The sequence below is a fragment of the Streptomyces sp. NPDC046870 genome (genome assembly GCF_040704595.1).
In the GTDB taxonomy this organism is placed as follows: domain Bacteria; phylum Actinomycetota; class Actinomycetes; order Streptomycetales; family Streptomycetaceae; genus Streptomyces; species Streptomyces argyrophylli.
Genome location: NZ_JBEYXM010000005.1, coordinates 166425 through 191791, shown reverse-complemented (window position 1 = coordinate 191791; position 25367 = coordinate 166425). Strand labels below are relative to the sequence as shown.

Annotated in this window: 26 protein-coding genes and 1 pseudogene; 7 read left to right on the top strand and 20 right to left on the bottom strand. The window is 72.2% G+C overall.

The features are described from left to right. Positions 1-149: 149 nt before the first annotated feature. From AB0946_RS14330 to AB0946_RS14295, 8 genes are all read right to left on the bottom strand, one after another. The gene (locus AB0946_RS14330; RefSeq protein ID WP_366760878.1) at positions 150-422 is read right to left on the bottom strand and encodes a DUF6510 family protein; all 273 of its coding nucleotides are present in this window, start codon (positions 420-422) and stop codon (positions 150-152) included. 29 nt (positions 423-451) lie between these two features. After that, complete coding sequence (locus AB0946_RS14325) at positions 452-1174, bottom strand: FAD-binding oxidoreductase (RefSeq protein WP_366760877.1); 723 nt, start codon at positions 1172-1174, stop codon at positions 452-454. A 2-nt stretch (positions 1175-1176) separates the two neighbouring features. Further along, positions 1177-1776: a sulfite oxidase-like oxidoreductase gene (locus AB0946_RS14320; protein ID WP_366760876.1), complete on the bottom strand. Its 600-nt coding sequence runs from the start codon at positions 1774-1776 to the stop codon at positions 1177-1179. Positions 1777-2051: 275 nt separating this feature from the next. Further along, positions 2052-2807, bottom strand: coding sequence for a class I SAM-dependent methyltransferase (locus AB0946_RS14315; protein WP_366760875.1), 756 nt, complete (start codon positions 2805-2807; stop codon positions 2052-2054). Positions 2808-2893: 86 nt separating this feature from the next. Further along, positions 2894-3427 carry a DUF4863 family protein gene (locus AB0946_RS14310; protein WP_366760874.1) on the bottom strand — a complete coding sequence of 178 codons (534 nt, stop codon included), beginning with the start codon at positions 3425-3427 and terminating at the stop codon, positions 2894-2896. A 124-nt stretch (positions 3428-3551) separates the two neighbouring features. Further along, positions 3552-4238: a TetR/AcrR family transcriptional regulator gene (locus AB0946_RS14305; RefSeq protein ID WP_366760873.1), complete on the bottom strand. Its 687-nt coding sequence runs from the start codon at positions 4236-4238 to the stop codon at positions 3552-3554. Positions 4239-4468: 230 nt separating this feature from the next. Then, the gene (wrbA, locus tag AB0946_RS14300; protein WP_366760872.1) at positions 4469-5083 is read right to left on the bottom strand and encodes an NAD(P)H:quinone oxidoreductase; all 615 of its coding nucleotides are present in this window, start codon (positions 5081-5083) and stop codon (positions 4469-4471) included. A 208-nt stretch (positions 5084-5291) separates the two neighbouring features. Further along, complete coding sequence (locus AB0946_RS14295; protein ID WP_366760871.1) at positions 5292-6266, bottom strand: GlxA family transcriptional regulator; 975 nt, start codon at positions 6264-6266, stop codon at positions 5292-5294. Between the two features lie 135 nt (positions 6267-6401). Here AB0946_RS14295 and AB0946_RS14290 point away from each other — a divergent pair, with 135 nt between their 5' ends. The 3 genes and pseudogenes from AB0946_RS14290 to AB0946_RS14280 all read left to right on the top strand — a co-directional run. Beyond that, complete coding sequence (locus AB0946_RS14290) at positions 6402-7040, top strand: HD domain-containing protein (RefSeq protein WP_366760870.1); 639 nt, start codon at positions 6402-6404, stop codon at positions 7038-7040. Beyond that, positions 7021-8319: an MFS transporter gene (locus tag AB0946_RS14285; protein ID WP_366760869.1), complete on the top strand. Its 1299-nt coding sequence runs from the start codon at positions 7021-7023 to the stop codon at positions 8317-8319. The genes AB0946_RS14290 and AB0946_RS14285 overlap by 20 nt, the downstream gene beginning before the upstream one ends. Before the next feature lie 130 nt (positions 8320-8449). After that, positions 8450-8740 (top strand): annotated as a pseudogene (locus AB0946_RS14280) (GNAT family N-acetyltransferase); the annotation flags it as partial. A 9-nt stretch (positions 8741-8749) separates the two neighbouring features. On the opposite strand, the gene AB0946_RS14275 reads toward AB0946_RS14280, so the two are convergent. Next, positions 8750-9559 (bottom strand): class I SAM-dependent methyltransferase, encoded by an 810-nt coding sequence (locus AB0946_RS14275; protein WP_366760868.1) that lies wholly within the window; start codon positions 9557-9559, stop codon positions 8750-8752. Between the two features lie 63 nt (positions 9560-9622). On the opposite strand from AB0946_RS14275, the gene AB0946_RS14270 reads away from it, so the two are divergent. Then, on the top strand, positions 9623-10216 hold the full coding sequence (locus tag AB0946_RS14270) for a VOC family protein (protein ID WP_366760867.1): 594 nt from the start codon (positions 9623-9625) through the stop codon (positions 10214-10216). Positions 10217-10228: 12 nt separating this feature from the next. Here the strand turns inward: AB0946_RS14270 and AB0946_RS14265 are convergent, their stop codons facing one another. The 3 genes from AB0946_RS14265 to AB0946_RS14255 all read right to left on the bottom strand — a co-directional run bounded on the left by AB0946_RS14265 (position 10229) and on the right by AB0946_RS14255 (position 12640). Further along, on the bottom strand, positions 10229-10801 hold the full coding sequence (locus tag AB0946_RS14265) for a class F sortase (protein ID WP_366761092.1): 573 nt from the start codon (positions 10799-10801) through the stop codon (positions 10229-10231). A gap of 166 nt (positions 10802-10967) precedes the next feature. Beyond that, positions 10968-11459: a sortase gene (locus AB0946_RS14260; protein ID WP_366760866.1), complete on the bottom strand. Its 492-nt coding sequence runs from the start codon at positions 11457-11459 to the stop codon at positions 10968-10970. Positions 11460-11734: 275 nt separating this feature from the next. Then, a complete protein-coding gene (locus AB0946_RS14255; protein ID WP_366760865.1) occupies positions 11735-12640 on the bottom strand; it encodes an NAD-dependent protein deacetylase in 906 nt (301 codons plus the stop codon). 319 nt (positions 12641-12959) lie between these two features. On the opposite strand from AB0946_RS14255, the gene AB0946_RS14250 reads away from it, so the two are divergent. Then, entirely contained in the window at positions 12960-13847 is an 888-nt protein-coding gene (locus AB0946_RS14250; RefSeq protein WP_366760864.1) for an SDR family NAD(P)-dependent oxidoreductase, read from the top strand. A 182-nt stretch (positions 13848-14029) separates the two neighbouring features. Here AB0946_RS14250 and gap read toward each other — a convergent pair whose 3' ends face one another. The 5 genes from gap to AB0946_RS14225 form a co-directional block, all read right to left on the bottom strand. Then, on the bottom strand, positions 14030-15028 hold the full coding sequence (gene gap, locus AB0946_RS14245) for a type I glyceraldehyde-3-phosphate dehydrogenase (RefSeq protein ID WP_366760863.1): 999 nt from the start codon (positions 15026-15028) through the stop codon (positions 14030-14032). Between the two features lie 122 nt (positions 15029-15150). Continuing rightward, a complete protein-coding gene (locus AB0946_RS14240; protein WP_366760862.1) occupies positions 15151-16005 on the bottom strand; it encodes a DJ-1/PfpI family protein in 855 nt (284 codons plus the stop codon). Positions 16006-16071: 66 nt separating this feature from the next. After that, positions 16072-17256, bottom strand: a complete 1185-nt coding sequence (locus AB0946_RS14235) for a cytochrome P450 (protein WP_366760861.1) — start codon at positions 17254-17256, stop codon at positions 16072-16074. Between the two features lie 31 nt (positions 17257-17287). Beyond that, positions 17288-18643: an FAD-dependent oxidoreductase gene (locus AB0946_RS14230; protein WP_366760860.1), complete on the bottom strand. Its 1356-nt coding sequence runs from the start codon at positions 18641-18643 to the stop codon at positions 17288-17290. Then, positions 18633-18842 (bottom strand): ferredoxin, encoded by a 210-nt coding sequence (locus AB0946_RS14225; RefSeq protein WP_366760859.1) that lies wholly within the window; start codon positions 18840-18842, stop codon positions 18633-18635. Before AB0946_RS14225 ends, AB0946_RS14230 begins: the two co-directional genes overlap by 11 nt. 555 nt (positions 18843-19397) lie before the next feature. On the opposite strand from AB0946_RS14225, the gene AB0946_RS14220 reads away from it, so the two are divergent. Both AB0946_RS14220 and AB0946_RS14215 read left to right on the top strand, forming a co-directional pair. Then, entirely contained in the window at positions 19398-21782 is a 2385-nt protein-coding gene (locus tag AB0946_RS14220) for a phosphoketolase family protein (RefSeq protein ID WP_366760858.1), read from the top strand. A 141-nt stretch (positions 21783-21923) separates the two neighbouring features. Continuing rightward, entirely contained in the window at positions 21924-22799 is an 876-nt protein-coding gene (locus AB0946_RS14215; RefSeq protein WP_366760857.1) for a universal stress protein, read from the top strand. 10 nt (positions 22800-22809) lie between these two features. On the opposite strand, the gene AB0946_RS14210 is transcribed toward AB0946_RS14215, so the two are convergent. The 3 genes from AB0946_RS14210 to AB0946_RS14200 form a co-directional block, all read right to left on the bottom strand. Next, positions 22810-23019 carry a hypothetical protein gene (locus tag AB0946_RS14210; protein ID WP_366760856.1) on the bottom strand — a complete coding sequence of 70 codons (210 nt, stop codon included), beginning with the start codon at positions 23017-23019 and terminating at the stop codon, positions 22810-22812. A 298-nt stretch (positions 23020-23317) separates the two neighbouring features. After that, positions 23318-23746, bottom strand: coding sequence for an NAD(+)--rifampin ADP-ribosyltransferase (gene arr, locus AB0946_RS14205; RefSeq protein ID WP_366760854.1), 429 nt, complete (start codon positions 23744-23746; stop codon positions 23318-23320). A 312-nt stretch (positions 23747-24058) separates the two neighbouring features. Next, positions 24059-25345 (bottom strand): SGNH/GDSL hydrolase family protein, encoded by a 1287-nt coding sequence (locus AB0946_RS14200; protein WP_366760853.1) that lies wholly within the window; start codon positions 25343-25345, stop codon positions 24059-24061. Between the last annotated feature and the right edge of the window lie 22 nt (positions 25346-25367).

The window sequence follows — 25367 nt, the reverse complement described above, 5'->3', positions numbered from 1 at the left end:
GAACAGCCGTAGATCACAACTGTCCGAAATCATTTGGCGAGAAGGCCGGACCTGTCACGGGCGCGAGCTGTCACAGCTGCGACATGTCCCAACGGCGACACGCGGGAGCGTTCCGCCGGTGCGCGCGGGTCGTGCCGCCGCGCCCCCCTTCAGGCGGTGCGGAACCGGAAGGCGCCGGTCCCGCTGCCCAGCGTCAGCCAGATGTGGTCTTCCTCCCTGACCAGACGCAGGGCGACATAGGAGCACCCCGGGCAGCGAGCGGTGATCCCGGGTTCGGGCCCGTACAGGTGCAGTTGCGCCAACGACCCCGCCTGCTTGCAGTGCGGGCATCGCCACCAGGCCGTGGTGGGCTCCACGGAGAGGATCTCCGACAACGGACCGGCAAGAGCGTTGCCGTCGAGGAAGGTGCCGGGGTCTCCCATGAGAATCTCCCCTGTCCGGAGCAGAAGGGTCAGCCGAAGCGTTCGGTGCGGATGGTCGCGGGTTCCTTCCCCCGGCCCGCGAACAGCTCGACCAGCAGGTCGCCGACGGTCTCCACGAAGCCGGTGGAACCGCAGACGTAGACGGGACTCACCGGGTCCAGGCGGGCCGCCGGCTCCCGCAGGTCCGCCGCCGTGATCCGGCCGGGCGCGCGGGCGGCGCCGTGCGGGCTCCGGCGGGTGTGGAGGAGCCGTATGTCGAGGAACGGGCCGCCGTCCTCGAGCTCCTCCCGGTACCAGACGTCCTCGGGATCGCGCACCGAGTACACCAGTTGGAAGAGGCTGCGCGAGCCGGCCGAGCGGTGGGCGCGGATCATGGCCATGAGCGGTACGACACCGGAGCCGCCCGCCACCGAGAGCACCGGTTCGGTCTGCTCCGGGCGCCACACGAACCAGTTGCCGAGCGGTCCGCGTATCTCGACCTGCTCGCCCGGCGGCAGCCGGTCGGCTAGGTAGGGCGAGACCTCACCGTCGGACACGGCCTGCACACCCAGTTCCAGCCGGTCGTCGTCGGCGGGCGCCGCCAGGGAGTAGCTGCGGACGGCCTGGTAGCCGTCGTCCGCGGTGAGGCGGACGTCGACGTGCTGGCCGGGCAGGTGACCGGGCCAGCCGGGCACGGTGAACTCCAGGGTACGGGCGGTCGCGCTCTGCGCCCGCCGTCCGACCAGCCGTGCCGGCAGCCAGGCGAGGGCCACGGTCAGTCACCCCGGTGACGCTGCTCGCGCCACGGGTCGCCGTAGGAGTGGTAGCCGGCGGACTCCCAGAAACCCGGGTCGTCTTCGTGTGTGAGCCGCAGTCCGCGCACCCACTTCGCCGACTTCCAGAAGTAGAGGTGCGGCACCAGCAGCCGGGCCGGCCCGCCGTGCTCGGGCGAGAGCGCGTAACCGTCGTAGGTGTGCGCGATCCACGCCCTGCCGCCGAGGAGGTCGGCGAGCGGAAGGCTGGTGGTGTAACCGCCGTAGCTGTCGGCCACCGCGTACCCGGCGGTCGTCTCCAGCCCGTCGAGGAAGACGTCGAGTGACACTCCGCGCCAGCGCGTGTCGAACTTGGACCAGCGGGTGACGCAGTGGATGTCCGTCACCGTGTCCTGCTGGGGCAGGGCCATCATCTGGTCCCAGGTCCAGCTCCGCGTCTCGCCGAGCTCGGTGGTGACGGTGAACGACCACGCCTCGGCCGCCACCCGCGGAGTGGGACCGGCCGACAGGACCGGGAACGACTCGGTCGGATACTGTCCGGGCGGCAGCCGTTCCGCCAACGAGTGGGGCCGTCCTCGGAAGCCGGGTGAGAAGGAAGTCAACGTCGTCTCCTGCGCGCTGTGACCCGCCGCTGGAGGAGCACGGAGGCTCCTCCTCCAGTCTCGGACGGCGGCGGTGGCTTGACCACTCGGGCCGGCGGGCGGCGGCGCAGGCGGGGAATTCTTGTGCTCCCCCGGGGTGGACATTCCGGCCACCAGGGTGGGCTTCGGGCGAGCTCGGCGGATCGCCGACGAACCTCGTGCGGGCAGCGGCCGGACGGCGTGCCGTGTCCCCGGCGCGAACGACCGTGTCGACGAGACCCGCGGGCCGGGACGACTCAGGCATCCGTCCCCTCTGCCCGGTCGTGAGGCGGGCGTCGTGCGAGGAAGACGAACTCCCTGCCCGGCCGGTCCGGTGCGTCGCGGACGTCCTGCACCTCGTAGCCGTGTGCGACCAGGTCCGACTCGACCTCTTCCCGGTTCCGGAAGCGCAGGGTCGAATCCGATGTCAGCACCTGTCCGTCCGCCGCGAAGGCGTACGTCCAGCGGAAGGTCACGAGCGGCTCGCTCACCTCGATCAGCTCGACCCAGTTCTCGACGGCACCGACACCGGGGATCTCCGTCACGCGGTAGGAGTTCTCGCGGGTCCACTCCTCCCAGCCGCGTCTGGCCGGATCACGGGTCTCGAAGACCAGGAGGCCGCCGGGCCGCAGCGCTCCGTGGATGCCGCGCAGCGTCTCGTGCCAGGTGTGCGGATCGACGATCGCCTGGGCGACGTTCGCCGTCATCGTCGCGAGATCGGCCTGGAGCGGCGGCAGGCTCGTCGCGTCACCGCGGATCCAGCGCACCCGGTCACTGCCCGGTTTGCCCCGGGCGACGTCGATCGACGCCTGGGCGGGATCGACGCCTACGACCTCGATCCCGCGCTCGGCCAGGAGCAGGGCGAACACCCCGGTGCCGCAGCCGATGTCCAGGACCTGTCGCGCCCCGGACTCCTCCACGATGCCGAGGTAGGCATCGAGATCGCTGCGGTCGGGGTCGAGGGGATCGTAGATCGCGGCGAGTCGTGGATGCGCGAAGCATTCGTCAGCCATGCGGCCGAACGTACGCAGAACCGGCCCCGAAGAGCTACCGGGTTTCGCCGGACCCGGCCGGCGGTGCGTCCTCACCCGGACACCTCCTACGCGGCCGCACCGGCCGACCGGGAGGGGCGGATGTCGTACGAGATGCGTCCGGCGGGGAGGTAGAAGAGGGCGATCAGCGCGCCTCCGCGCACCTCGGGGTAGTGGTGGCTGCCCGGAGCGGGCGCGGTCCAGCCCGCACCCTGCCAGCCGCTCGGTCCGGCCAGTTCGGCGCCGGGGTCGACGGGGACGACCAGGTTCAACTCGCCGTAGGGGTGCGCGTGGTACTGGCCCCGGTAGCGCTCGACGCTGTTCATGTAGACGGCGGTGATGCTGAAGTAGTGGGTCTCCTCGGCCGGTCCGGCGATGAGGCTGCGGCGGTAACGCGGGCCGTCCACCTCGGTGTTCGCCGCCCAGCCCGCTTCCAGCACACCGATCTTGATCAGGCGCGCCAGGTCCTGGTAGAGCTCGCTCTCGGGGCCGTAGGTGGCGTTCAGCCAGCTCTCCAGGTCCTTGCCGGCCGTACGGTTCCTCACCTCGGCCAGGAACGGGATGCTGCGCTCGATCAACGCCTTGCGGCTGTCCTCGCTCATGCGCGGGTCCTCTCGGGTCGCCACGGGGTCCGACTGACCCGAACACCATCCCTCCGCGTTCCATTACAGTCAGTAGCTGTAACGAAACCAGGGCTGCCGGGCGAGCGGAACCCGAAGATCCGCCTCAGGCCGAGGAGCCCTCCCCGTCCACGGCGAGCACGGGCCACACCGCCGCGACGATCCGCTCGGCGAAGTCGGCCGGCACGTCCCGGCCGGTCCGCAGGTAGTCGGCGAAGTAGCTGCCGAAACAGAGGGTCACGATCATGTCCAGGTCGACGTCCTCACGCACCGCGCCCCGGCGCCGCAGCGAGACGAGCGTCTCCAGCAGCTCCTCGCAGCGAGGCCGTACGCCGTGTTCGCGCAGCTGCTCCAGCAGCCCCGGCGCCCGCTCGGCCTCGGCCATGAAGTTGCCGTGCAGGGCCATGGCCCGCTCGTTGTGACAGCGCGGGTCCAGACGGCGCACCGCCTCGACGAACGCCTCCCGCGGAGCGAGCCGGTCCAGGTCCAGCGGAGGGTACGCCTCGCGCTGCTTGCGCAGTCCGTACCGCAGGGCGTCGACGACGAGGTCGTACTTGTTCGCCCAACGCCGGTACAGGGTCGGCCGGGTGACACCGGCGTCGGCGACGATGTCCCCGATCGTCATGGACGCGTAGCCGTCCGTGGCCAGCCGCTCGCGCGTGGCCCGGATGATCGCCTCCTCGATCGCGGGATCCCGGGGCCGGCCACTGGCGGGCGCCGCCCGCCGCGCGTCCGAGCGCCCCCCGCGCTCGCCGGCTCGCCCGTCGGAACGCGTCGTCCTGGCCTTCGCCATCTCATCCCTTCCCGGCACACAGGGTCAGTCGGAGCCGGGCGCGTATCCGCTCCCCGCCGCACCGGCACCCTATGCGCCAGCACCTTACGCGAGAGCGGGAAGCCCCCCGGACGGGCCGGGGGCGCCGGGGGCGGAGACGACGACGTGCGGGGCGTTCCTTCCGCCCCATCTTGCGGAAGGAACGCCCCGCACGTCGCACCCGCGCGCGGCAAGCCGACGCGTCGGGTGTGTCAGGCGAGGCCGGCCTTGAGGGCGGCGGCCACCTGGACCACGCGCTCGGCCTGGTGACGGGCCGCGTTGCGGGTCTGCTCGCCGACCGGGTTGTTGCCCTGGGCGTCGACGTGCGACGTGCCGTAGGGGTTGCCGTCGACGAACTTGACGGGGTCGGTGTAGCCGGGGGACACGATGATCCCGCCGAAGTGGTGGATGGAGTTGTACAGCGCGAGCAGCGTGGACTCCTGGCCACCGTGCGCGGTGGCGGTGGTCACGAAGCCGCTGTAGACCTTGTTGGCCAGCTTGCCCTGCGCCCACAGGCCGCCGAGGGTGTCGATGAACTGCTTCAGCTGGGACGAGATGTTGCCGAAGCGGGTCGGGGAGCCGAAGACGACCGCGTCCGCCCACTCGACGTCGGCGGTCGTGGCCTCGGGCACGCCCGCGCTCTCGGCGGCGTGGGCGGCCCACGCCTGGTTGGAGGCGATGGCGGCCTCGGGAGCCAGCTCGGCCGCCTTCAGCAGGCGCACCTCGGCGCCCGCCTTCTCGGCCGCCTCCGCGATCTCCTTGGCGATCTCGGCGGAGAAGCCGGTGGCGGAGTAGTAGATGACGGCGAGGCGGACAGGGGTGGTCATGAAGTCGTCTCCGATCCTGAGGATGCGTGCGGTGCGCCGGGGCGGACGCAGCTCACCCGGGGTGCGGGCGGCGTGCGGCGCCTCGTCCGACGCGATAGGTGAATATTAAACGAGTTCGTTCAATCGTCAACCACCAGCATCCCCGGTCCCGGAACCGGAGGGCGCTCCGGCGGCACCGAGCGGTCCCGCCCGCGCCGTCCGGCGGTCGCTATTCGGCCCCGGCGCGGTGGGCGGTGGCGAACCGGCGCTGGTAGGCGGCGGGGGAGATGGCCAACTCCCGGGCGAAGACGCGGCGGAGACTCTCGTAACTCGGGAAGCCGGCCAGGGACGCCGCCTGCGTCGCGGTGTAGCCCTGGTCGAGCAGCGACTTGGCGATGTCGAACCGGATGGACTCCACGTAGCGGGCCGGCGTGGTGCCCAGTTCCTCCCGGAACAGTCTGGTGAGGTGACGCGTACTGAGGTTGAGGTGCCCGGCGAGTTCGGCGAGGGAGTGGTTGCCGGTGGGGTCCGCCGTGACCAGGTCGACGACCCTGCGCAGGGCGGGTGACCGGGGCGGCGGTCCTTGCAGGGGGGCGGAGAACTGGGACTGGCCGCCCGCCCGTTGCAGGTAGACCACCAGGGAACGGGCCACCTCCCGGCTGACGTCGGGACCGTGGTCCTCCTCGACGAGGGCCAGCGCCAGGTCGATGCCGGCGGTGACCCCCGCCGAGGTGTACGTCGTGCCGTCGCGGACGTAGATGGCGTCGGGTTCGACGCGGGTCCTGGGGTGCCGGGCGGCGAGTTCACCCGCGATCTTCCAGTGGGTGGTCGCCCGCTTGCCGTCCAGGAGGCCCGTCGCGCCCAGGACGAAGGCACCGGAGCACACGGAGGCGACCCGGCCGGATCGGCCCGCCAGATCCCTGGCGGCCTCGACCAGCTCGCGCGTCACCGGGGTCCTCGGGTAGATGTCTCCGCCCGGCACCAGGAAGGTGCCCGGGTCCGCCTCGGCCGCGGCACCGCCGTCGACGGCTATCCGCATGCCCATCGAGGAGGCGACATCGGCACCCGTCGCCGACACCAGGTCGACGCTGTAGTCGGCACCGAGGAGGTTCGCCTCCCCGAAGACCTCGGCGGGGCCGACGACGTCCAGCAGTTTGACCCCGTCGTAGACGAGGATCGCTACGCGATGCGTGTCGGAGCTCACAGAGCCATCCTGAGGTGACTGGATTCGAGTGGTTCATGGCCGGACCGAGGCGGCGCCGCGGGCCGCGTGGTCGGCACCGTGGAGAACGGACGCACGGTCCACTCGTAGCACATCGCACCGGAAAGCACGGACATCATGACCGACATCATCGCAGGCGTGGAAATACCGGAGACATCGGCTGTCGCGGAGGCCACGGAATTCCTCCGGGAGCGGACCAACCCGCTGATCTTCCACCACTCGCGGCGGGTGTTTCTCCTCGGTTCCCTCCACGCGCGGAAGCTGGACCTCCGGCCCGATCCCGAGTTGCTCTACATCTCCGCGATGTTCCATGACACGGGCCTGCTGATCCCGTTCTCCGACACACAACAGCGTTTCGAGGTGGACGGCGCCGACCACGCGCGGAAGTTCCTGCTCGACCGCGGGTTCTCCGAGAGCGCCGCCGAGGTGGTCTGGATGGCGATCGCCCTGCACACGACGCCGGAGATTCCCGGCCGGCTGGGCCCCGAGATCGCCGCCACCAACTACGGCGTGCTCACCGACGCGATCGGCTGGGGCATGGACAGACTGGAAGGCGACCAGCTGGACGAGATCGTCGCCGCCCATCCGCGCGGGGATTTCAAGAAGGAATTCCTGCAGGCATTCGTCGACGGCCTCAAAGACCGTCCGGACACCACCTACGGCACCGTCAACTCGGACGTCCTGGAACACTTCGTCCCCGGATTCCGCCGCACGTCCATGGTCGAGCGCGTCAACAATGCTCCCTGGCCGCGATGACCCCTCGGCGACCGGGCACCAGCCGCCGCGACCGCCGCGTCCTCGCCGCACCCCCCGCCGTCTGAGCCGACGCGCCGCCTTCGGCGTGCTGACGGTCACCACGGTCGTACTGATGGCGGCCGCGAGCGCGCCCTCGCCGATCTATCCCCTGTACCGGGAGCGCTGGGACTTCTCGGTCACCATGGTGACGGTCGTCTTCGCCGTGTACGTCGTCGGGCTCCTCGGCGCCCTGCTGACGCTGGGCCCGGTGAGCGACCGCCTGGGACGCCGTCCCGTGCTGCTCGCCGCGCTCCTGCTGGCGGCGGCCAGTACGGCGATCTTCTGGACGGCCGGCGGTGTCCCGTCCCTGGTGATCGCACGGACGGTGCAGGGCGTCGCCACCGGGACCGCCGTCGGAGGGCTGGCCGCCGGGCTCGTCGACTTCTCCCCGGCGCGGCGCCCGCACGCGGGGACCACGGTGACGGCGGTGGGGACGAGCGTGGGCCTGGCGGCCGGCGCCGCCGGCGTGGGACTGCTCGTCCAGTCGGCCGCCCACCCGGACACCTACGTGTTCTCCGTCCTCACCTGTGTCTTCCTGCTCCTCGCGGTGGCGGTGTGGCACATCCCCGAGACGGTCGGACCGCCGGCGGGCGGGCGGACCCGGCTCCGCCCGAGGGTGTCCGTTCCGCCCGGCTCCCGGCACCGGTTCCTGGCCGCCGTACCGGCCCTCGTGGCGGGCTGGTCCGTCACCGGGCTGTTCCTCGCCCTGACCCCCTCCGTGGTCACCGGTGTCCTCCACGTCACCTGGGGGGCCGCGGGCGGGCTCGACATCGCCGCGCTGTTCCTGGCCGGCGGGCTGGGCGGCATGTGGTCCGCACGGCACACGGTGCGATGGGCCACGCTGCTGGGCGCCGCCGCGCTGACCCTGGGATCGGCGGGACTGGCCGTGGCCATCGCCCTGCCGTCCCCGGTCGTCTACGCGTGCGGGGCCGTCGTGGCGGGGTCGGGCGTCGGCCTGACGTACAACGGCAACCTCCGCGCCATCGGCGAGGTCACGACCGCGCGGGCACGATCGGAGGTGTTCTCCGCCGTGTACGTCGTCAGCTATGCGGCGCTGAGTCTTCCCGCCCTCGGCGCGGGCCTCCTGGCACCGGTGTGGGGCCTGAGGACCACCGGCTTCCTCTACGTCGCGTTCGTCGGCTCCGTGTCGCTGCTCGCGCTGGTCCGCGCGGCCCGGTCGCGGGCCAGCGCCCCCACGGCGCGCGCTCCCAGCCGGCCGGGCACGTCCACGCCGAGGTGAGGGGCGTCGGTCGGGCCGCGTGCGGGGCGCCGACATGCTCGAAGCCCCCGCCCCGGCTCAGCAGCGCCGGTCCGGGACGGAACGACAACGACCAAGGGCTGCCGATACGTTACCCGGCATGACCGAAACCGGGCGGCGACCCGGCTCCTTCGTGGTCGGTCTCGACGGGGCGAAGACTGGGATGGCCACGCTCGACAGACTCGACGCAGCTCGTCCGGGTCACGCCCGGCCCGGTGCCGGGAAGGCCGTGCTCGGCTACATGTTCCTGCCGGAGGCGTGGGGACGCGGGTACGCCGCAGAGGCGTGCGCGGCGGCACTCGACTGGTTCGCCGACGCGTTCCCCGGTGAGCCGCTGGGGTTCACCGAGGCCGGGTGGTTCGAGGAGTACGGCGCCGAGCAGTGGTTCGGTATGCGGTCCTGAACGGGACGGTCATCGAGACCGTCCACCGTCTCCTGCCGCCTCGCCCGCACCCTGCTTGCCGGCACGGGCCACCAGCAGCGGCTGGAAGAAGCCCGTCTCCTCAGGCATCCGCCACCCGGGCTCGACGAACCCGGCTTCGGCCGCCAGGCCGGCCAGCCGGCTCCGGCCGAGCGCCCAGTAGACGGTCCGGCGAACCTTGACGCGCCATTCCCCGCCTTCGGGGAGGAGCTGGAAGTGCTCCATGTCGTAGTGCTCACCGTCGTCGTGCCAGCGCCAGAGCTGGAAGGTGACGGTCCGTTCCTTGTCGTCGGCGCTCCGGTGCACCTGGGGAGGCGTCGAAGAGGGCCGGTCGCGCAGCACGTCTTCGTAGGGGCGCGTGCTGACCAGCAGCAGACCGCCCGGACGCAGCACGCGGTGCATCTCGGCCAAGGCGGCGCGCACCTCCTGCTCGGTCAACAGGTGAGGCAGCGCGTTGTCGGCGCAGACGACGGTGTCGAACCGGGCGTCGGGAAACGGGAGACGACGCATGTCGGCGGCGGCCGTGCGCACGCTCAGGCCCCGGCGGGCGGCCTCACGGGCCGCGCGGGCGGCTGAGCGGGCGCTGACGTCGGTCCCGGTGACGCTGTGCCCGTGCAGCGCGAGGCCGATGGCCTGCGTGCCAATGCCGCAGGAACAGTCGAGCACCGCCGCGCGGTCCTGGCCGATCAGGGCGTCCAGGGCCGCTCCCTGCCGACGGATGCTCGCGTCCCAGTCCGGGTAGATCAGGTGGTAGTCGTCGGCCAGTTCGTCGTAGAAGTGCGCCACTGACGTCTCGGGCATGACCCGAGATTACTGTGGCCCGGCGGCCGCGTGGCGCCGGATGCGAGGGCTCGGGGGAACGGGATGCTGACCGGGATCGTGATCGACGCGCTGGACGTCGCGCGCATGGAGCGCTTCTGGTCCGACGCGACGCGGGGCCGGACGGGTGGCCTGCACCTGCGGTTCGTGCCGGCCACGACACCGAAGACGGCGCTCAAGAACCGGCTCCACCTCGACTTGGCCGGGGGACCGGACTGGGAGGCCGAGGTGGCGCGCCTGCTCACCCTCGGGGCGACGCGGGCCGACATCGGCCAGGGCGACGTCCCGTGGGACGTGCTGGCCGATCCGGAGGGCAACGAGTTCTGTGTGCTGCGTCCCGGTCACCCCGGTGTGCTCGCCGACTGCGGCCTCGTCGCGATCTGCCTCGACGTGGCGGAGGAGGATCGTTGCGCGCAGCGGGCGTTCTGGCAGTCCCGGGCCGGCTGGCACGCGGTCGAGTCCCACGACTGGGGTGTCCGGCTGCGCCGGACGCCCACGAGTACGGTCTCGCTGGTGATGGGGCCGCCCGCGGCGCCGAAGGAGACGCGGAACAGGCTCCGTCCGGAGGTCACCCAACGGGGCGGGGAACCCGGCGAGTTCCTCGACACCGGCGGGAACGAGTTCCACGTCACGGGGTGACCGTCCGGGCGGCTACGTCACCGCGGTCAGCGTCGCGTAGACCACGACGTTGCCCAGGTAGCCCGTGCGCTTGGTGTAACCGCCACCGCAGGTGATCAACCGGAGCTCGGGGCGGCCCGAATCGCCGTAGACCTTCTTGCTGGGGAACTCCTCCTTGTCGTACAGCTCGACGGCGTCGACGGTGAACACCGCTGTCCGCCGGTCGGCACGGCGGACCTCGATGGTGGCTCCCTCGGTCAGGGCGCCGAGGTCGTAGAAGACTCCGGGGTCGCCGCTGGGTGTGTCCACGTGCCCCGTCGCGACGGCGGTGCCCGCCGAGCCCGGCGGAGTGCCGTCGCCGTACCAGCCGGCGAGGGCGGGTTCGTCGGCCGGGGGAGTCCGTGGTGCCCCTGCCGCATCGAGGCCCACCCGTGTCATCGGGGCGTCCACCCCGATCTCGGCGATCCGGAGCCGGACCGGATCGGCGGGGGGCAGCGGGCGGACGGTGGGACGTGCGGAGGTGGAGAAGGGCTGCGCCGCCGACGGCTGCGGTGGTGAGTCCCTGTCGTGCACGGCGCTGACCAGCAGCACCACACCGGCCGTCATCGTGCAGACCAGAAGGAGCACCGCGAGGACGAACGGAACTCGGGGAGGGCCGGTGTGGTGTCTGAGTGTCATCGCGTTGTGTCTTTGCTTCACGGCGGATGCGTCGCAGCGGGTGGGAGGGTCCGCACGGGGCCGGCCGGCGGAACGGGACGATCGGGTCCGGCGGTCAGCTGCGGTCGTCGTTCGGGCGGCGGCACAGCCAGACCGCACCCCCGGCGGCGGCCGTGACGAGCAGTCCGCCCCCCAGGGGGAGCCCCACATCTGTGTCGTCGGCCGGTCCGAAGCCGGCGCTGACCGAGCCGCTCGGAGTGCGTCCGATGACCCGGTAGGTCTCCGTGACCTTGGTCAGGGGCGGACATTTCACGGTGACCGTGTCCTCGCCCGGCCGGGCTCCCTCCGGGATCTGGAACTCGCCCGTGAGCTCCCCCTCCTCCTCGCCCGCGAACAGATGGAAGTCCCCGCCCAGCTCCGAGCGGCCCTTGCCGTAGTCCGCGTCGGCGTCACAGGCACTCGTACTGACCGTGACCGTGGAACCCGGTGGGGCGTTCCACGGTTCGATACGGAGGTCCGGGTCGTCGGCGGCGGCAGCGGCCGGGATCTGCAGCCCGAGGGCACCGAGAGCCAGGCCGATACCCGCACCCACGTGTCTGTAGCGCATGCGCATCCTCCAACGGAACGGTGACCGGCCTGCTGCGCGGCACATCTCGTGTGTTCCGCTCACGAGGCAACCGACAGACCGTCAGTTCCGCAACCCGACGAGTCGCCGAACGTGTCACCCGGTCAGGCGCAGGTGCCCTCCGTCTTGATCGCTTGCGCAGGTCACCGAGGCGGAGACCACCGGTACGCGTCACCCGCCGCCCCGTCCCCATAACGGTGAACGTCGACCGGGCCGTCGAGGCTCGGCCCACGCCGCACCGCCGACGGGGCGCAGGTTCAGGTCAGGGGCGTGGTCTGTGCGACGACGGGGATGTCCAGCCGCCCGGCCACGGTGGTGAGGGCCTCGCCCAGCGGGAGCGCGACCCTGGTCAGGGCGTGCCGGTCGCCCCGGGTCTGGTCGCGGTTGACGATGAGCACCGGCTTCCCGGCCTCGGCCGCCTGGCGGACGAACCGCAGTCCGGACATCACCGTCAGGGAGGAACCGAGGACCAGCAGCGAGGCCGCCTCCCGGACCAGCTCGCGGCAGTGCTCGACCCGCTGCGGTGGAACCGCCTCGCCGAAGAACACGACGTCCGGTTTGAGGATGCCGCCGCATCTCACGCAAGGCAGGACGCGGAAGTCCTTGACCTGCTCGTCGGTGAGGTCGGCGTCACCGTCCGGGTTGATTCCCGCGGCCACCGGCTCGAAGTCCGGATTGGCCGCCTCCAGCCGCTGGGCGAGTTCGCGGCGCGGACCGAAGGCACCGCACCCGAGGCAGACGACCCGGTCCAGGCTCCCGTGCAGTTCGACGACGCCCTCGCTGCCGGCGGCCTGGTGCAGCCCGTCGACGTTCTGGGTGATCACGCCGGCGAGCAGGCCGTGCCGCCCGAACGCGGCCACGGCCAGGTGCCCGGCATTGGGGCGGGCACGGCCGAAGGTGCGCCATCCGAGGTGGCTGCGCGCCCAGTACCGGCGCCGGGCCTGGGCGCTCGCGGTGAACTCCTGGTAGGTCATCGGGGTGTGCCGGCTCAGGCTCCCGCCCTCGCCCCGGTAGTCGGGGATGCCCGACTCCGTGGAGATGCCCGCTCCACTGAGCACCAGCACACCGCCGGCGCGCAGCGCATCGGCGACCGGCTCCGGATCCGTGGTGCCGGGCGGCATGTCCTCGACAGGGGTCCAACTCAGAGTGGGGCGCATACGCATGCCGCAAGGGTACGAAACGGGTCGCCGCCGGGGAGTCCGGTACGTCGTCCGCCCTCGCGCACCCGGACCGCGAGGGGAGGGCTGAGCCCCCTAGACCCTGGTGCAGGGGCTCAGGAGCGCACGCTTCCCCTCTTCCCTCAGGTCACGAGCGCTCGTCCGGGCGCATCGTCCCGAACCCTCACCACTCCTTCCGGTACGACGGCGCCATCGGATGCGGGGCATGGGCGGACGGCGAAGCCCCTGCCCATGACGTTCGCGCATACCGGGCGTGCCGAACTCTCGTTGGACGCATCGTCGTGCGCTTCCTAGCGTGGCAGGCATGAACGCACCCCGAATCGCCCTGGTCACGGGCGCCAACCAAGGGCTCGGCCGCGCCCTCGTCGAAGGACTGGCGGCCCGCATGAACGCGGACGACCTGGTCCTGCTCACCGGCCGCAGCCACCGGCGCGTGACGGACGCCGCACGCGAGGCCGGCCGGCTGCCCGGCACCCGGGCCCGGGTCGAGGGCCGGGTCCTGGACGTCACCGACACCGGCGCCATCGCCCGCCTCGCCGAGGAGCTCCGAGTCCGGTGCGGAGGCGTCGACGTCGTCGTCTCCAACGCGGTGGCCCGCGTGCGGCCCGAGGAGTCACAGGCCGGCCGGGCCGACGAGTTCATCGCCGTCTCCAACACCGCCACGCACGCGATCCTGCGTTCCTTCGGTCCCGTCCTGCGTCCGGGCGGCCGGCTGCTCGTCGTCGCCAGCAGTCTCGGCACCCTCGGCCACCTCGACCCCCGGCTGCACCACCTCTTCGACGGCGCGAGCCTCGACCAGGTCGAACACGCCGTCGAGTCATGGCGCAGCGCCATCCACCACCGGACCGCGCGGGAGGCCGGCTGGCCCGTCTGGCTGAACGTCCCCTCGAAGGTGGCTCAGGTCGCCGCCGTCCGCGCCGTCGCCGCCGAACGCCGCGAGAGCGATCTCGCCGACGGCACACTCGTCGCCGCCGTGTGCCCCGGCATGGTCGACACCGCCACCTCCCGCCCCTGGTTCAGCGACTACAGCCAGGCCCGGTCACCGGCCGAGGCCGCCGAGGCTCTGCTCGACCTGGTCCTCGCCGACCACGTCGATCCCGCCCTCTACGGCGAACTCGTCCGCTTCGGCGAAGCCCTGGACTGGTACGGCGGTACACCCCTGGCGGAGCAGGACCGCATGCTCACGCCCTGAACCCTGTCGCCCCTCTCGCGGTGGGCCTGGGAGCGAGTCGAGCAGGTTCCGGTGCAGCTCGCCGCGCTGCACCTCGGTCGCAGACGCCGCCGGCAGAGAGCCGACGGCCCCGGCACCGGAACGGCACCGGTCCGTCGCCGATCTGCCGGGGCACCGTGGGCCGCCGTCCCGCCCGCCCTGCGTCAGCGGGTGGCGAGGAACTCCAGGGTGTCGATCACCCGGTTCGAGAAACCCCACTCGTTGTCGTACCACGCGACCACCTTGACGTGGCGGCCGTCGACGCGGGTGAGGGCCGAGTCGAAGATGGACGACGCGGGGTTGCCCGTGATGTCGGACGACACGAGCGGGTCGTCCGAGTACTCGAGGATGCCGGCGAGCGGCCCCTCCGCCGCGGCGCGGTAGGCGGCCAGCACCTCGTCGCGCGTCACGTCGCGGGCGACGGTCGTGTTGAGCTCCACGATCGAGCCCACCGGGACCGGCACGCGGATCGAGTCGCCCGACAGCTTGCCCTCGAGGTTGGGCAGCACCAGGCCGATCGCCTTGGCGGCGCCGGTCGTGGTCGGCACGATGTTGATGCCGGCGGCCCGGGCGCGACGGGCGTCACGGTGCGGGCCGTCCTGCAGGTTCTGCTCCTGCGTGTAGGCGTGCACCGTCGTCATGAACCCGTGCTCGATACCGGCGAGTTCGTCGAGGACCGCGGCCAGCGGGGCGAGCGCGTTGGTGGTGCAGGAGGCGTTCGAGACGATCGTGTGCACGGCCGGGTCGTAGGCGTCGGTGTTGACTCCGAACGCGAGCGTGACATCGGCGCCGTCCGACGGCGCGCCGATCAGGACCTTCTTCGCACCGGCGTCGAGGTGGGCGCCGGCGGCCTTGGCCGAGGTGAAGCGGCCGGTGGCTTCCAGGACGATGTCGACACCCAGTTCGGCCCAGGGCAGCCGCGCCGGTTCCCGTTCGGCCAGCACCGTGATGCGCCGGCCGTCGACGACGAGGGTGTCGCCGTCGACGGTCACCGGGCGGCCGAGCCGGCCGGCCGTGCTGTCGAAGGCGAGCAGCCGGGCGAGCGCGGCGGGCTCGGTCAGATCGTTGACGGCGACGATCTCCAGGGCACTGTCGCGCTCCAGCAGTGCGCGCAGCACATTGCGTCCGATGCGGCCGAATCCGTTGATGGCGATGCGAGTCATGTGTGGTGTCCCTTCCTTTCGCCACCAGACTCGTCCGCGGGCCGTGCCGCCGACAGTGGCGGGATCGCCATGGTTCACAAGGATCTCGCCAGGACTCGCCGACGCGCGTGGTGCCCGGTGGGTCACTCGCCCTGGGTGAAGGTGCGCCGGTACTCGCTCGGAGTCGTGCCGAGGATGCGCTGGAAGTGCAGTCGCAGGTTCGCGCCGGTGCCGAGCCCGACGTCGGCGGCGATCTGCTCGACGCTGCGCTGCGAGCGTTCGAGCAGTTCGCGGGCCAGGTCGATGAGGGTGAGGGGTTCACCGAGCCGGTGCAGCGCCCACTCGCGGGTGGCGGTGAACCGCTCGCCGAGCGGCTCGGGGACGCTGCGCGGCACGTACTGGGCCTGGCCGCCGCTGCGGTAGGGGGCCGCGACCAGACGCCGGGCCGCGTGGTTGGAAGCGGCCACTCCGAGGTCGCCGCGCAGGATGTGCAGGCACAGGTCGATGCCGGAGGCGGCGCCGGCCGAGGTGAGGACGCTGCCCTCGTCGACGAACAGCACGTTCTCGTCGACCTGGACGAGCGGGTGCCTGGCCGCGAGTGCGCGCGCGTAGTGCCAGTGCGTCGTGGCACGCTTGCCCGCGAGCAGACCCGTGGCGGCGAGGGCGAAGGCGCCGGTCGAGATGGCGGCGAGCCGCGCCCCCCGGTCGTGGGCCGCGATCAGTGCGTCGATCACGGCTCGCGGGGGGTCCTCGCGGTCCGGGAACCGGTAGCCGGGGACGAAGACGATGTCGGCCCACGCGAGCGCGTCGAGGCCGTGGGCGACGTGGTACGCGAGGCCGTCGCCGCCGGTCACGAGACCGGGTGCCGCCCCGCACACCCGCACCTCGTACGGCATGCTCGCGCGGGTGGTGAAGACCTGCGCGGGAATGCCGACATCGAGCGGCTTCGCGCCCCCGAGCACGAGGACGGCGACGCGACGGAGGCGGGAGGGCGGCACAGGAAGAGGTTACGCCGAGCGGCACGCGTGCCGGCCACGTGTGCCGCGGGCGTCGGGCCGGTCGCCTCACAGCTGGAGGGGCAGGTGGCGGGGGCCGCGGAGCATGGCGTTCTGACGGTAGGGAGGCGGGTCCTGGACCAGCTGCGCGGTGCCGAGGCGGGGGAGCAGGGCGCCCAGCGCGGAATAGGCCTCGATGCGGGCCAGGGGACCGCCGTAGCAGAGGTGGATGCCGCTGCCGAAACCGAAGTGCTGGTTGTCCGGACGGGTCGGGTCGAACCGGTCGGGCTCGTGGAACCGCTTGGGGTCGCGGCTGCCGGAGGCCAGCACCAGGACGACGGACGCGCCTTCCGGGAGGGTGGTGCCGGCGACGTCGACGTCGGCACGCGGGATGCGCTCGCGCATGTGGACCGGTGGCTCGAAGCGCAGCAGTTCCTCCACCGCGCGGGGCAGCAGTTCCGGTTCGCGGCGCAGCAGGTCGAGCTGGTCGGGCCGGCGCAGCAGGGTGAGCGCACCGTTGGTGATGAGGTTGACCGTGGTCTCGTGCCCGGCGATGAGCAGCAGGATCGCCGTTTCCGCGAGTTCCTCCCGACTGAGCCGCAGCGCCGGGTCGGGTTCGTTGACGAAGGCGGAGAGCATGTCGTCGCTGGGTTTGCCGCGGCGCTGTTCGGCGAGGTTGACCAAGTAGCCGCCCATCTCCATCTGCGCCTGTTCACGGGCCTTGTCGGTCTCGGTGGTGTCCGAGCCGGGCCTGACGTCGGCGGCGGCGACCAGGACGTCGGACCAGGCCCTGAACAGCGGCTCGTCCTCATGCGGCACGCCGAGCAGGCGGCAGATGACCGTGACGGGCAGCGGGTAGGCGAAGTCGTCGACGAGGTCGATCTGCCCGCCCGGCCGGAAGGAGGCCAGCAGTTCGTGGGTGATCCGGTCGATCTCCTCGCGCATGCCGTCGACGCGGTGGGGGGTGTGCGGTGGACCGAAGGGCCGCATGGCCAGGGTGCGCAGTCTGTGGTGTTCGGGGTCGTCGAGGCGCAGGAACGGCAGTTGCTGCACCTCCGCGCCGCGGGTGCGGGGATCGACACTCATCCGCGGGTCGTGGAGGAGGGCGGCGATCTCGTGGTAGGTGCCGACCAGGTAGCTGCCGTCGGCCTGCCGGACCACGGGACCGGCCTCGCGGAGCTCCGCGTACAGCGGGTACGGGTCGGGGCGGCTGGAGTAGTCGGTGATGCGTGCCAGGAGGGTCTCGGAGGCCATGGCGGCTCCTCGTGGTCGAGCGGGACGTGGGCTACACCACGGTCAGCCGGCGGTCGGGAAGGTGACCGGTGAGCGCGACGGTCGGGCCGTGGGACAGCACCGACGGGTCGGGCACGTCGGAAGGGATCGTGACGTCGGCCGCGATCGCCCGGTCCGCGGCGCCCGGCGGGGGCGGGAAGGCGGCGGCCGTCTCGATCAGGTGCCGGTAGTAGTCGAGCGACTTGGCCATGTCCACGGTGACGGCCGCGGTGACCCGGCCCTTGTACCCGTAGACCATGGCGAGCCGGCGCGCCTCCAGCGAGCCTTGCGCGATGACCACGTGGTCGGAGTAGGTGGGCACGCCCACGGACTTGATGTTGAGTCCGAACTGGGTCGACCAGAACACCGGGACGGCCAGGTGCGGGCGTTGCAGGGGACCGGGGTTGACCATGTTGTGGGCCGCCACCTCGGCCTGCTCGACCGCGTTGCCCCAGTGCTCCAGGGACAGCAGCTGGTAGCCGAAGAGCGGGTGCGGGAAGCGGGAGACGTCGCCCGCCACGAAGACGTCGTCGGTGACGATCCCGTACATGTTGAAGGCGCGGCATCCGGCGTCGCACGCGATCCCGCGCGGGCCGGCCGCCAGCCCCGAGTCCGCCAGCCATTCGACGTTGCGGATCGCTCCCAGCGCCGCGACGCACACGTCCGCGTCGACCCGGCTGCCGTCGGACAGCTCCGCACCGGTGAAGGCCCCGTTGCCGTTCAGGGCGGTGACCGTCACGCCGGTGCGCAGGTCCACGCCGTTGTTGCGCTGCATGACGGCCGCGAGCTTCGACAAAGTGCCGCCGAGTGCGCCGACCAGCGGAGCGGGGCCGCGCTCGGTGACCGTCACCTGCACTCCCAGTTCCCGGCAGGCCGAGGCGATCTCCGAGCCCGTGAAGCCGCCGCCGATGACCAGCACGCGCTCCGGCCGCTGGGCGAGCCGCTCGGCCAGCCCCGCGCCGTCCTCACGGGAACGCAGGGTGAACACCCCGTCCAGCGCGGCCTCCTCCTTGTGGGGCCAGGGCCGCGCGCGGGTTCCCGTGGCGATCAGCACCCGGTCGTACGGCAGTGACTCCCCGTCCTCCAGCAGTACCCGCTTCCCCAGCAGGTCCAGGCCCGTCGCGCGGACGCCCAGCCGCCACTCGGCCTCCGGGTCCCGGCGCATCGGCAGCTCGGTGCTCTCCGCCGTGGCCTGCCCGAGCAGCACCTGCTTGGACAGCGGCGGACGGTCGTAGGGTGCGTGGGGTTCGTCCCCGACCACGGTCAGTGAACCGGTGAAGCCTTCCTCACGCAGGGCTTCCGCGGCCCGCAGGCCGGCCAGCGACGCACCGACGACGACGATGCGGCCGCCCTTGAGGTCAGCGGGCACCGCTGCTCACCTCTTCGCCCAGGAGTATGGCCTGGACCGGGCAGGCCGCAGCGGCCTGGCGCACGCGTTCCTCCTGGCCGTCCGGTACGGCCGTGGCGTAGAGAAGGCCTTCCTCGCCGTGCAGCTCGAACACGCTCGGCGCGAGGAACACGCACTGTGCGTATCCCTGGCAGCGCGTGAGATCGACAACGGTCCGCATCTTCACTACCTCCTCGGCCGTCACACCCCCCTCACCTCCAGCATGGGCGGCAACCCGTCGGCCCGCACGGTGACCACTTCGCGGGCGCCGCCGGTGAGACGTCACTCCGGGACGCCGGGCAGCGCTGATCACGACGCGGTGGGTGAACGCGAGGGAAACGGTGCTCAGTTGCGTGCCCGTGCGACGGATCTGCCCGGCGTACAGGTCGACATGGCCGGCGCACAGCCGGCGCCCGCGCCGTCGCTCGTCCGGCCAGGGGCGACGACGGACCCGGCCCGGCCGCGGCGGGCCCCGTCAGCCACCCCGCGGTCCAGCACCCCGTCCGCCCGGTGGCCGTCGCTCCCGTCCCTGGGCACCGCGCGGCACCGCCGGCCGAGCGGACGGGTGGTCCGACCGGGTGGCCGCCGGGGAGGTCAGGCCCCTCGGGAGCGTCCACGGTGCCACCGGTGGCCCGAACGGCCCTGTCGGGAACCCGGCGCGTCGATGGAAGGTGGTCCTGCACGGGCCGAGACGCACGAAGCCCCCGAACGCCGTCCCGACATGAAAGGGATCCGGATGTCCGTCGACACGCACACGGCGCCCGCCGAACTCTCGGACGAGGAGCTCGTCTCCCTGGACGCCCACTGGCGCGCCGCGAACTACCTCGCCGTCGGCCAGATCTACCTCATGGCCAACCCCCTGCTGAGCGAGCCGCTCCAGCCCGAGCACGTCAAACCGCGGCTGCTCGGCCACTGGGGCACCTCACCCGGCCTGAACCTGGTGCACACCCACCTCAACCGCCTGATCAAGGCCCGTGGCCTGGACGCGCTGTGCATCTGGGGCCCCGGACACGGCGGCCCGGCCGTGCTCGCCAACTCCTGGCTGGAGGGGTCGTACACCGAGACCTATCCGGACGTCACCCGGGACGCGGCCGGCATGGCCCGGCTGTTCAAGCAGTTCTCCTTCCCGGGCGGGGTGCCCAGCCACGTCGCCCCGGAGACCCCGGGCTCCATCCACGAGGGCGGTGAACTCGGCTACTCCCTGTCGCACGCCTACGGCGCGGCCTTCGACAACCCGGACCTGCTGGTCGCCTGCGTGATCGGCGACGGGGAGGCCGAGACCGGGCCGCTGGCCGCCTCCTGGCACTCCAACAAGTTCCTCGACCCCGTCCGCGACGGCGCCGTACTGCCGATCCTGCACCTGAACGGCTACAAGATCGCCAATCCGACCGTGCTGGCCCGGCTGCCGGAAGCGGAACTGGACGAACTCCTGCGCGGCTACGGCCACGACCCCGTCCACGTCACCGGTGACGACCCGACGGCCGTCCACCGCGCGATGGCCGCGGCGATGGACGACGCGGCCGACCGCATCGCCGGCTTCCAGCGCGCCGCCCGCGAGGACGGTGCCACGGACCGGCCCCGCTGGCCCGTGATCGTGCTGCGCACGCCCAAGGGCTGGACCGGTCCCGCCGAGGTGGACGGACTGCCGGTCGAGGGCACCTGGCGCGCGCACCAGGTGCCGCTGGCCGCCGTGCGGGACAACCCGGAACACCTGCGGCAGCTGGAACAGTGGCTGCGCTCCTACCGTCCCGAGGAACTGTTCGACGAGCACGGCACCCCCCGCGCACACGTGGTGGCGTGCATTCCGGAGGGCGCCCGGCGGCTCGGTGCCACTCCGCACGCCAACGGCGGCCTCCTCGTGCGGGAACTGCCGCTTCCGCCCCTGGAGAAGTACGCCGTCGAGGTGGACAAGCACGGCGCCACCCTGCACGAACCCACACGTGTGCTCGGCGACATGCTCGAGGACGTCATGCGGGCGACCACCGACCGCCGCGACTTCCGGCTCGTCGGCCCCGACGAGACCGCCTCCAACCGGCTCCAGGCCGTCTACGCGGCCAGCGGCAAGGCCTGGCAGGCCGCCGTCCTCGACGTCGACGAGCACCTCGACCGCCACGGCCGGGTGATGGAGATCCTCTCCGAGCACACCTGCCAGGGCTGGCTGGAGGGGTACCTCCTCACGGGCCGGCACGGGTTGTTCTCCTGCTACGAGGCCTTCGTGCACATCGTGGACTCGATGGTCAACCAGCACATCAAGTGGCTGCGCACCACCCGCCGCCTGTCCTGGCGCGCTCCCGTCGCCTCCCTGAACTACCTCCTCACCTCCCATGTGTGGCGGCAGGACCACAACGGCTTCTCCCACCAGGACCCCGGCTTCGTGGACCACATCATGAACAAGAGTCCCGAGGCGGTACGGGTCTACTTCCCGCCGGACGCCAACACGCTGCTGTCCGTGGCCGACCACGCCCTGCGCAGCCGCGACTACGTCAACGTGATCGTGGCGGGCAAACAGCCCTGCTTCGACTGGCTGTCGATGGAGGAGGCGAAGGTCCACTGCGCCCGGGGCGCCGGCATCTGGGAGTGGGCCGGCAGCGAGGACGGCACGCGTGAACCGGACGTGGTGCTCGCCTGCGCGGGTGACGTGCCGACCCAGGAGGTGCTCGCCGCGGCCCAGTTGCTGCGCCGGCACCTGCCCGACCTGGCCGTGCGCGTGGTCAACGTGGTCGACATCGCCCGGCTGCTGCCGAGCGAGGAACACCCGCACGGCATGAGCGACTTCGAGTACGACGGACTCTTCACGGCCGACAAGCCGGTGATCTTCGCGTACCACGGCTACCCCTGGCTCATCCACCGCCTGGCCTACCGCCGTACCGGGCACCGCCACCTGCACGTGCGCGGCTACAAGGAGATCGGCACCACGACCACCCCCTTCGACATGGTGGTCCGCAACGACCTGGACCGCTACCGCCTGGTCATGGACGTCGTCGACCGCGTCCCCGGCCTCGCCGTCCGCGCGGCCGCCGTACGCCAGCACATGGAGGACGCCCGCCAGCGCCACCACGTCCACATCCGGGAGCACGGCATGGACCTGCCCGAGGTCGCCGACTGGACGTGGGACGGCTGAGCCGCCCCGCCGGAGGAGCCCGGCGGAGCATCGCCCCAAGCCGGTGCGGGCAGCCGTGGAGCGGGTGAGGGACCATGAAGTCGTGGTACGGCGCCCTCATGGTGTGTGCGGCAGGCGGCCCCGGGAAAGGCGGTGGGGACGATGACCCTCCCTCTGGTCGTGGGAGTCGACGGATCGGAGCCGAGCCTCGTCGCGGTCGACTGGGCCGTGGACGAAGCCGCCCGCCACGGTCTCCCGCTCAGGCTGGTCCACGCCTCCCTGTGGGAGCGCTACGAAGCCGGCCTGTCCCCGGCGGGTCCGGACCGGCCCTCCGAGCGGGTGCTGGCCGAGGACGTCGTGGCCTCGGCGGCCGACCGGGCGCAACGACGCGACCCGGATGTGAAGATCACCACCGACATCGTTCCCGAGGAGGCGACGGCGGCCCTGGTGCGCGAGGGCGGCGCGGCCTTCGCGCTGGTGACCGGGTCACGGGGCCGCGGCGAGCTGAGGGGACTGCTGCTCGGGTCGGTGGGTCTGGCCGTGGCGGCCCGGGCCCCCTGCCCGACGATCGTGGTCCGCGGCGACCGGGTCGGCCTGGCGGGTGCGCACGGGCGCATCCTGCTCGGCCTCGGCGAAGCCGGCTCCGGCGCGGAGGCCGTCCGTTTCGCCTTCCGGGAGGCCGAGGTGCGCGGCTGTGTCCTCGACATCGTCCGTGCCGGGCGCAGGCCGGGCCATGACGAGAGCGGAGACCGGTCCCAGGCCGAGGGACCGCTCGACACGTCCCAGGAACGCGCCTCGTCCGTCGTCGACGCCCGGCTCATGGCCGCGACCGGGGAGCATCCGCGTGTCCGGACACGCCCGGCGGCTGCCGAGGGACCGCCCGGCAAGGTCCTCGTGGACCGGTCGGCCGCGGCGGACCTGGTGATCGTCGGGGCACGGCGCGGCAAGGGACACTTCGGACTCCAGGTCGGCCGGGTGGGCCATGCCCTGATCCACCATGCCCAGTGTCCGGTCGCGGTCGTGCCCGAACGGCGGTGAGCGGCGGGCCTCACCCGAACAGGCTGCGCACCCTGATCGTCTCGACGCGTCGCCACGTGCCGCCGGGCAGCAGCATCCGCTCGCCGTCGGCGCTGCGAGCGCTCGGCCGGCCCGAACCGGCCGCCCGGGCCGCCCGCCGCCGCGTCTTCCTCGCCGAGGGCAGCGCGGGACCGCGGCCGGTCCGCTCGGCCCGCGCATCAGGTTGAGTGCGTCGGCTCATCGGCCCTCCCGTTCGCGAGCAGGGGTGGTCTCCGGAACGCCGGGCCCTCCGTGGCGGCCGGCTCGCCCCGATGCCCGGGAAGCCGTCGGCCACACTCCCAGCATGCTCCCTGTATACCCGCAGGTGGGGCCGAATCCCACAACCGTGGGAGCGAGGGGAACCGGCTGGGGCGGTCCCCCAGGCGGGGGGAACGGGCTCGGACCGGCCTGACCGGGCGAGCGCGTCGGCAGGGCGGTGTGTGCCGCGCGGGAGGAGGCGCGGGCCGATGACGCGGCTTCCGGGGGCCCGGCGGCCCTCGTCAGTCCAGGATCGTGGCCATGCCGCGGCGGCGGAGGTCGGCCAGCCCGTTCAGCATGGCCTCGATCTGCTCCGGCGAGTGCCCGACCCAGCCCTCGAGCTCCGACACGATGCGCACGGGCTCACGGGTGCGATAGGAGCGGGTGGGGTTGCCGGGGAACTTCTTGTCGGTGACGTTGGGGTCGTCCTCCAGCTCACCGGTCGGCTCCACCACGTAGATCCGGCCCGGGCCGTCCCCGGCTGCGAGCTCGGCGCCCCACACGGCGGCGTCCAGGGTCTCGGAGACGTAGACGTGGCGGGACGTGCGCTCCTCCTCGAAGTTGGACGCGTACCCGGGGACCAGCAGATCCCCCGGGGCCAGGGCCGCCTTCGTACCGTGCAGATAGGTGCCGGCCTCGTACACCTGGAAGGGGACAGGTGCGATGGTCATTGGCTGCTCCTCGGGGCGCGGACTCGGGGTAACAGGAAACCACAGCGGCTGCGGGCACGTTGACGCCGGCGACGACCCCGTGCACACGGCGGCGGACACCGTGTGACTGACCTGGACCCCGATCGAAGATCAGCGAAGGTGACCGAACCTGGCCCGCCTCGGCCTGGGCCCGCGATGAGCGCCGCGCTCCGGAGGACCTGGTCGTCACCGGTTACTGTCCGCCGCCTGGCTCGGACGCCCCGGAGGACGGTCTCGGTTTCCTGCGGCGGAGCTGGGTGCTCACCTACCCGGCGGCGGACAGCGGTTGACCGGTCAGGTGCGCAGCAGCCGCAGGTCGATCGCGTCGGCCATCGCCTTCATGCCTTCGTCGTTGGGGTGGATGTGGTCGCCCGAGTCGTAGGCCGGGTTGAGTGCCGCCGGGTGCGCGGGGTCACGCATTGTCCGGTCGAAGTCGATGACGCCGTCGAACGCGCCGCTGGTGCGGATCCACTGGTTGACGCTCTGGCGGAGCCTCTCGGCGTCCGGCGTGTAGTACCCGTTCCCCTCGTCGGGCATCAGCGTCGCGCCGATGATGTTGACGTGGGCGGCGTGGGCCTGGCCGATCAGGGTGCGGTAGCCGTCGATCAGGTCCTGCGCGGTCAGTGGCCGGCCGTCCGGCCCCGCGTTGTTGCCGATGTCGTTGATGCCTTCGAAGAGGATGACGTCCTTGACGCCCGGCTGCCCGAGGGCGTCGTGGCCGAAGCGCTTGAGGGCGCTGACGCCCTGCCACAGGTTGGGGACGTCGGTGAGCACGCGGTTGCCGCCGATGCCGGCGTCGACGACGCTCAGTTTCTGCGGGCCCGGTCCGGAGCCCAGCCGGCGTCCGAGGAAGTCGGGCCACCGGGTGTAGGTTCCGTTCGAGGAGTGGTAGCCGTCCGTGATGGAGTCGCCGAAGGCGACGACGGTGCCCCTCGCGGTCGGTGACAGGACGTCCATCCCCGCCAGGTAGTACCAGGAGGTCGTGGTGGTGCCGAACGCGGCGGCGCTGTCGTCACCGGTGTGGTTGCCGGAGGCTATGTACGTGGTGTCGAACGCGTCGGAGTGCCAGGTCGACGTTCCCGTCGCGCCGGGTGCGTAGAGGCTGACGAGCAGGTTCTCGCCGGCGTCGACCGAGATCGGGACGACGTCGCTGACCGCCTCCTCGCCGGAGGGGATCGTGACACGGCGCGAGCTGCCGAAGGTGACGTTCCGAGTGGTGCCGCGCGTCGCCTCGCCGCCGCTCGCCTGGACGGCCAGGTCCACGGAGCCGAGGTCGAGCGGCGCGGTGCCGTACCGGTTCGACAGGGTGATGCGTACGCCCGAACCCGCGACGCTGCTGTGCACCACCATGCGTATGGTCTGGTTGTCGAAGGACGGGCCGCCGGTCGTCATGCTGGGTGACCAGGCGCTGACCCGGGTGCCCTTGGCCTGTGGGGACGATGTGGCGGCGGTGGTCGCCGCGTGCGCGGTGCTCAGCGGAACGACCGTGAGGATCATCCCGGTCACGGCGCCGAACACGGACAGCAGGGATCTGCGACGCGGCCGGCGATCCGCCGCCGTGCCTTCCTTTTCCTGGGACATCGTTGTTCTCTCCACTCTCCGC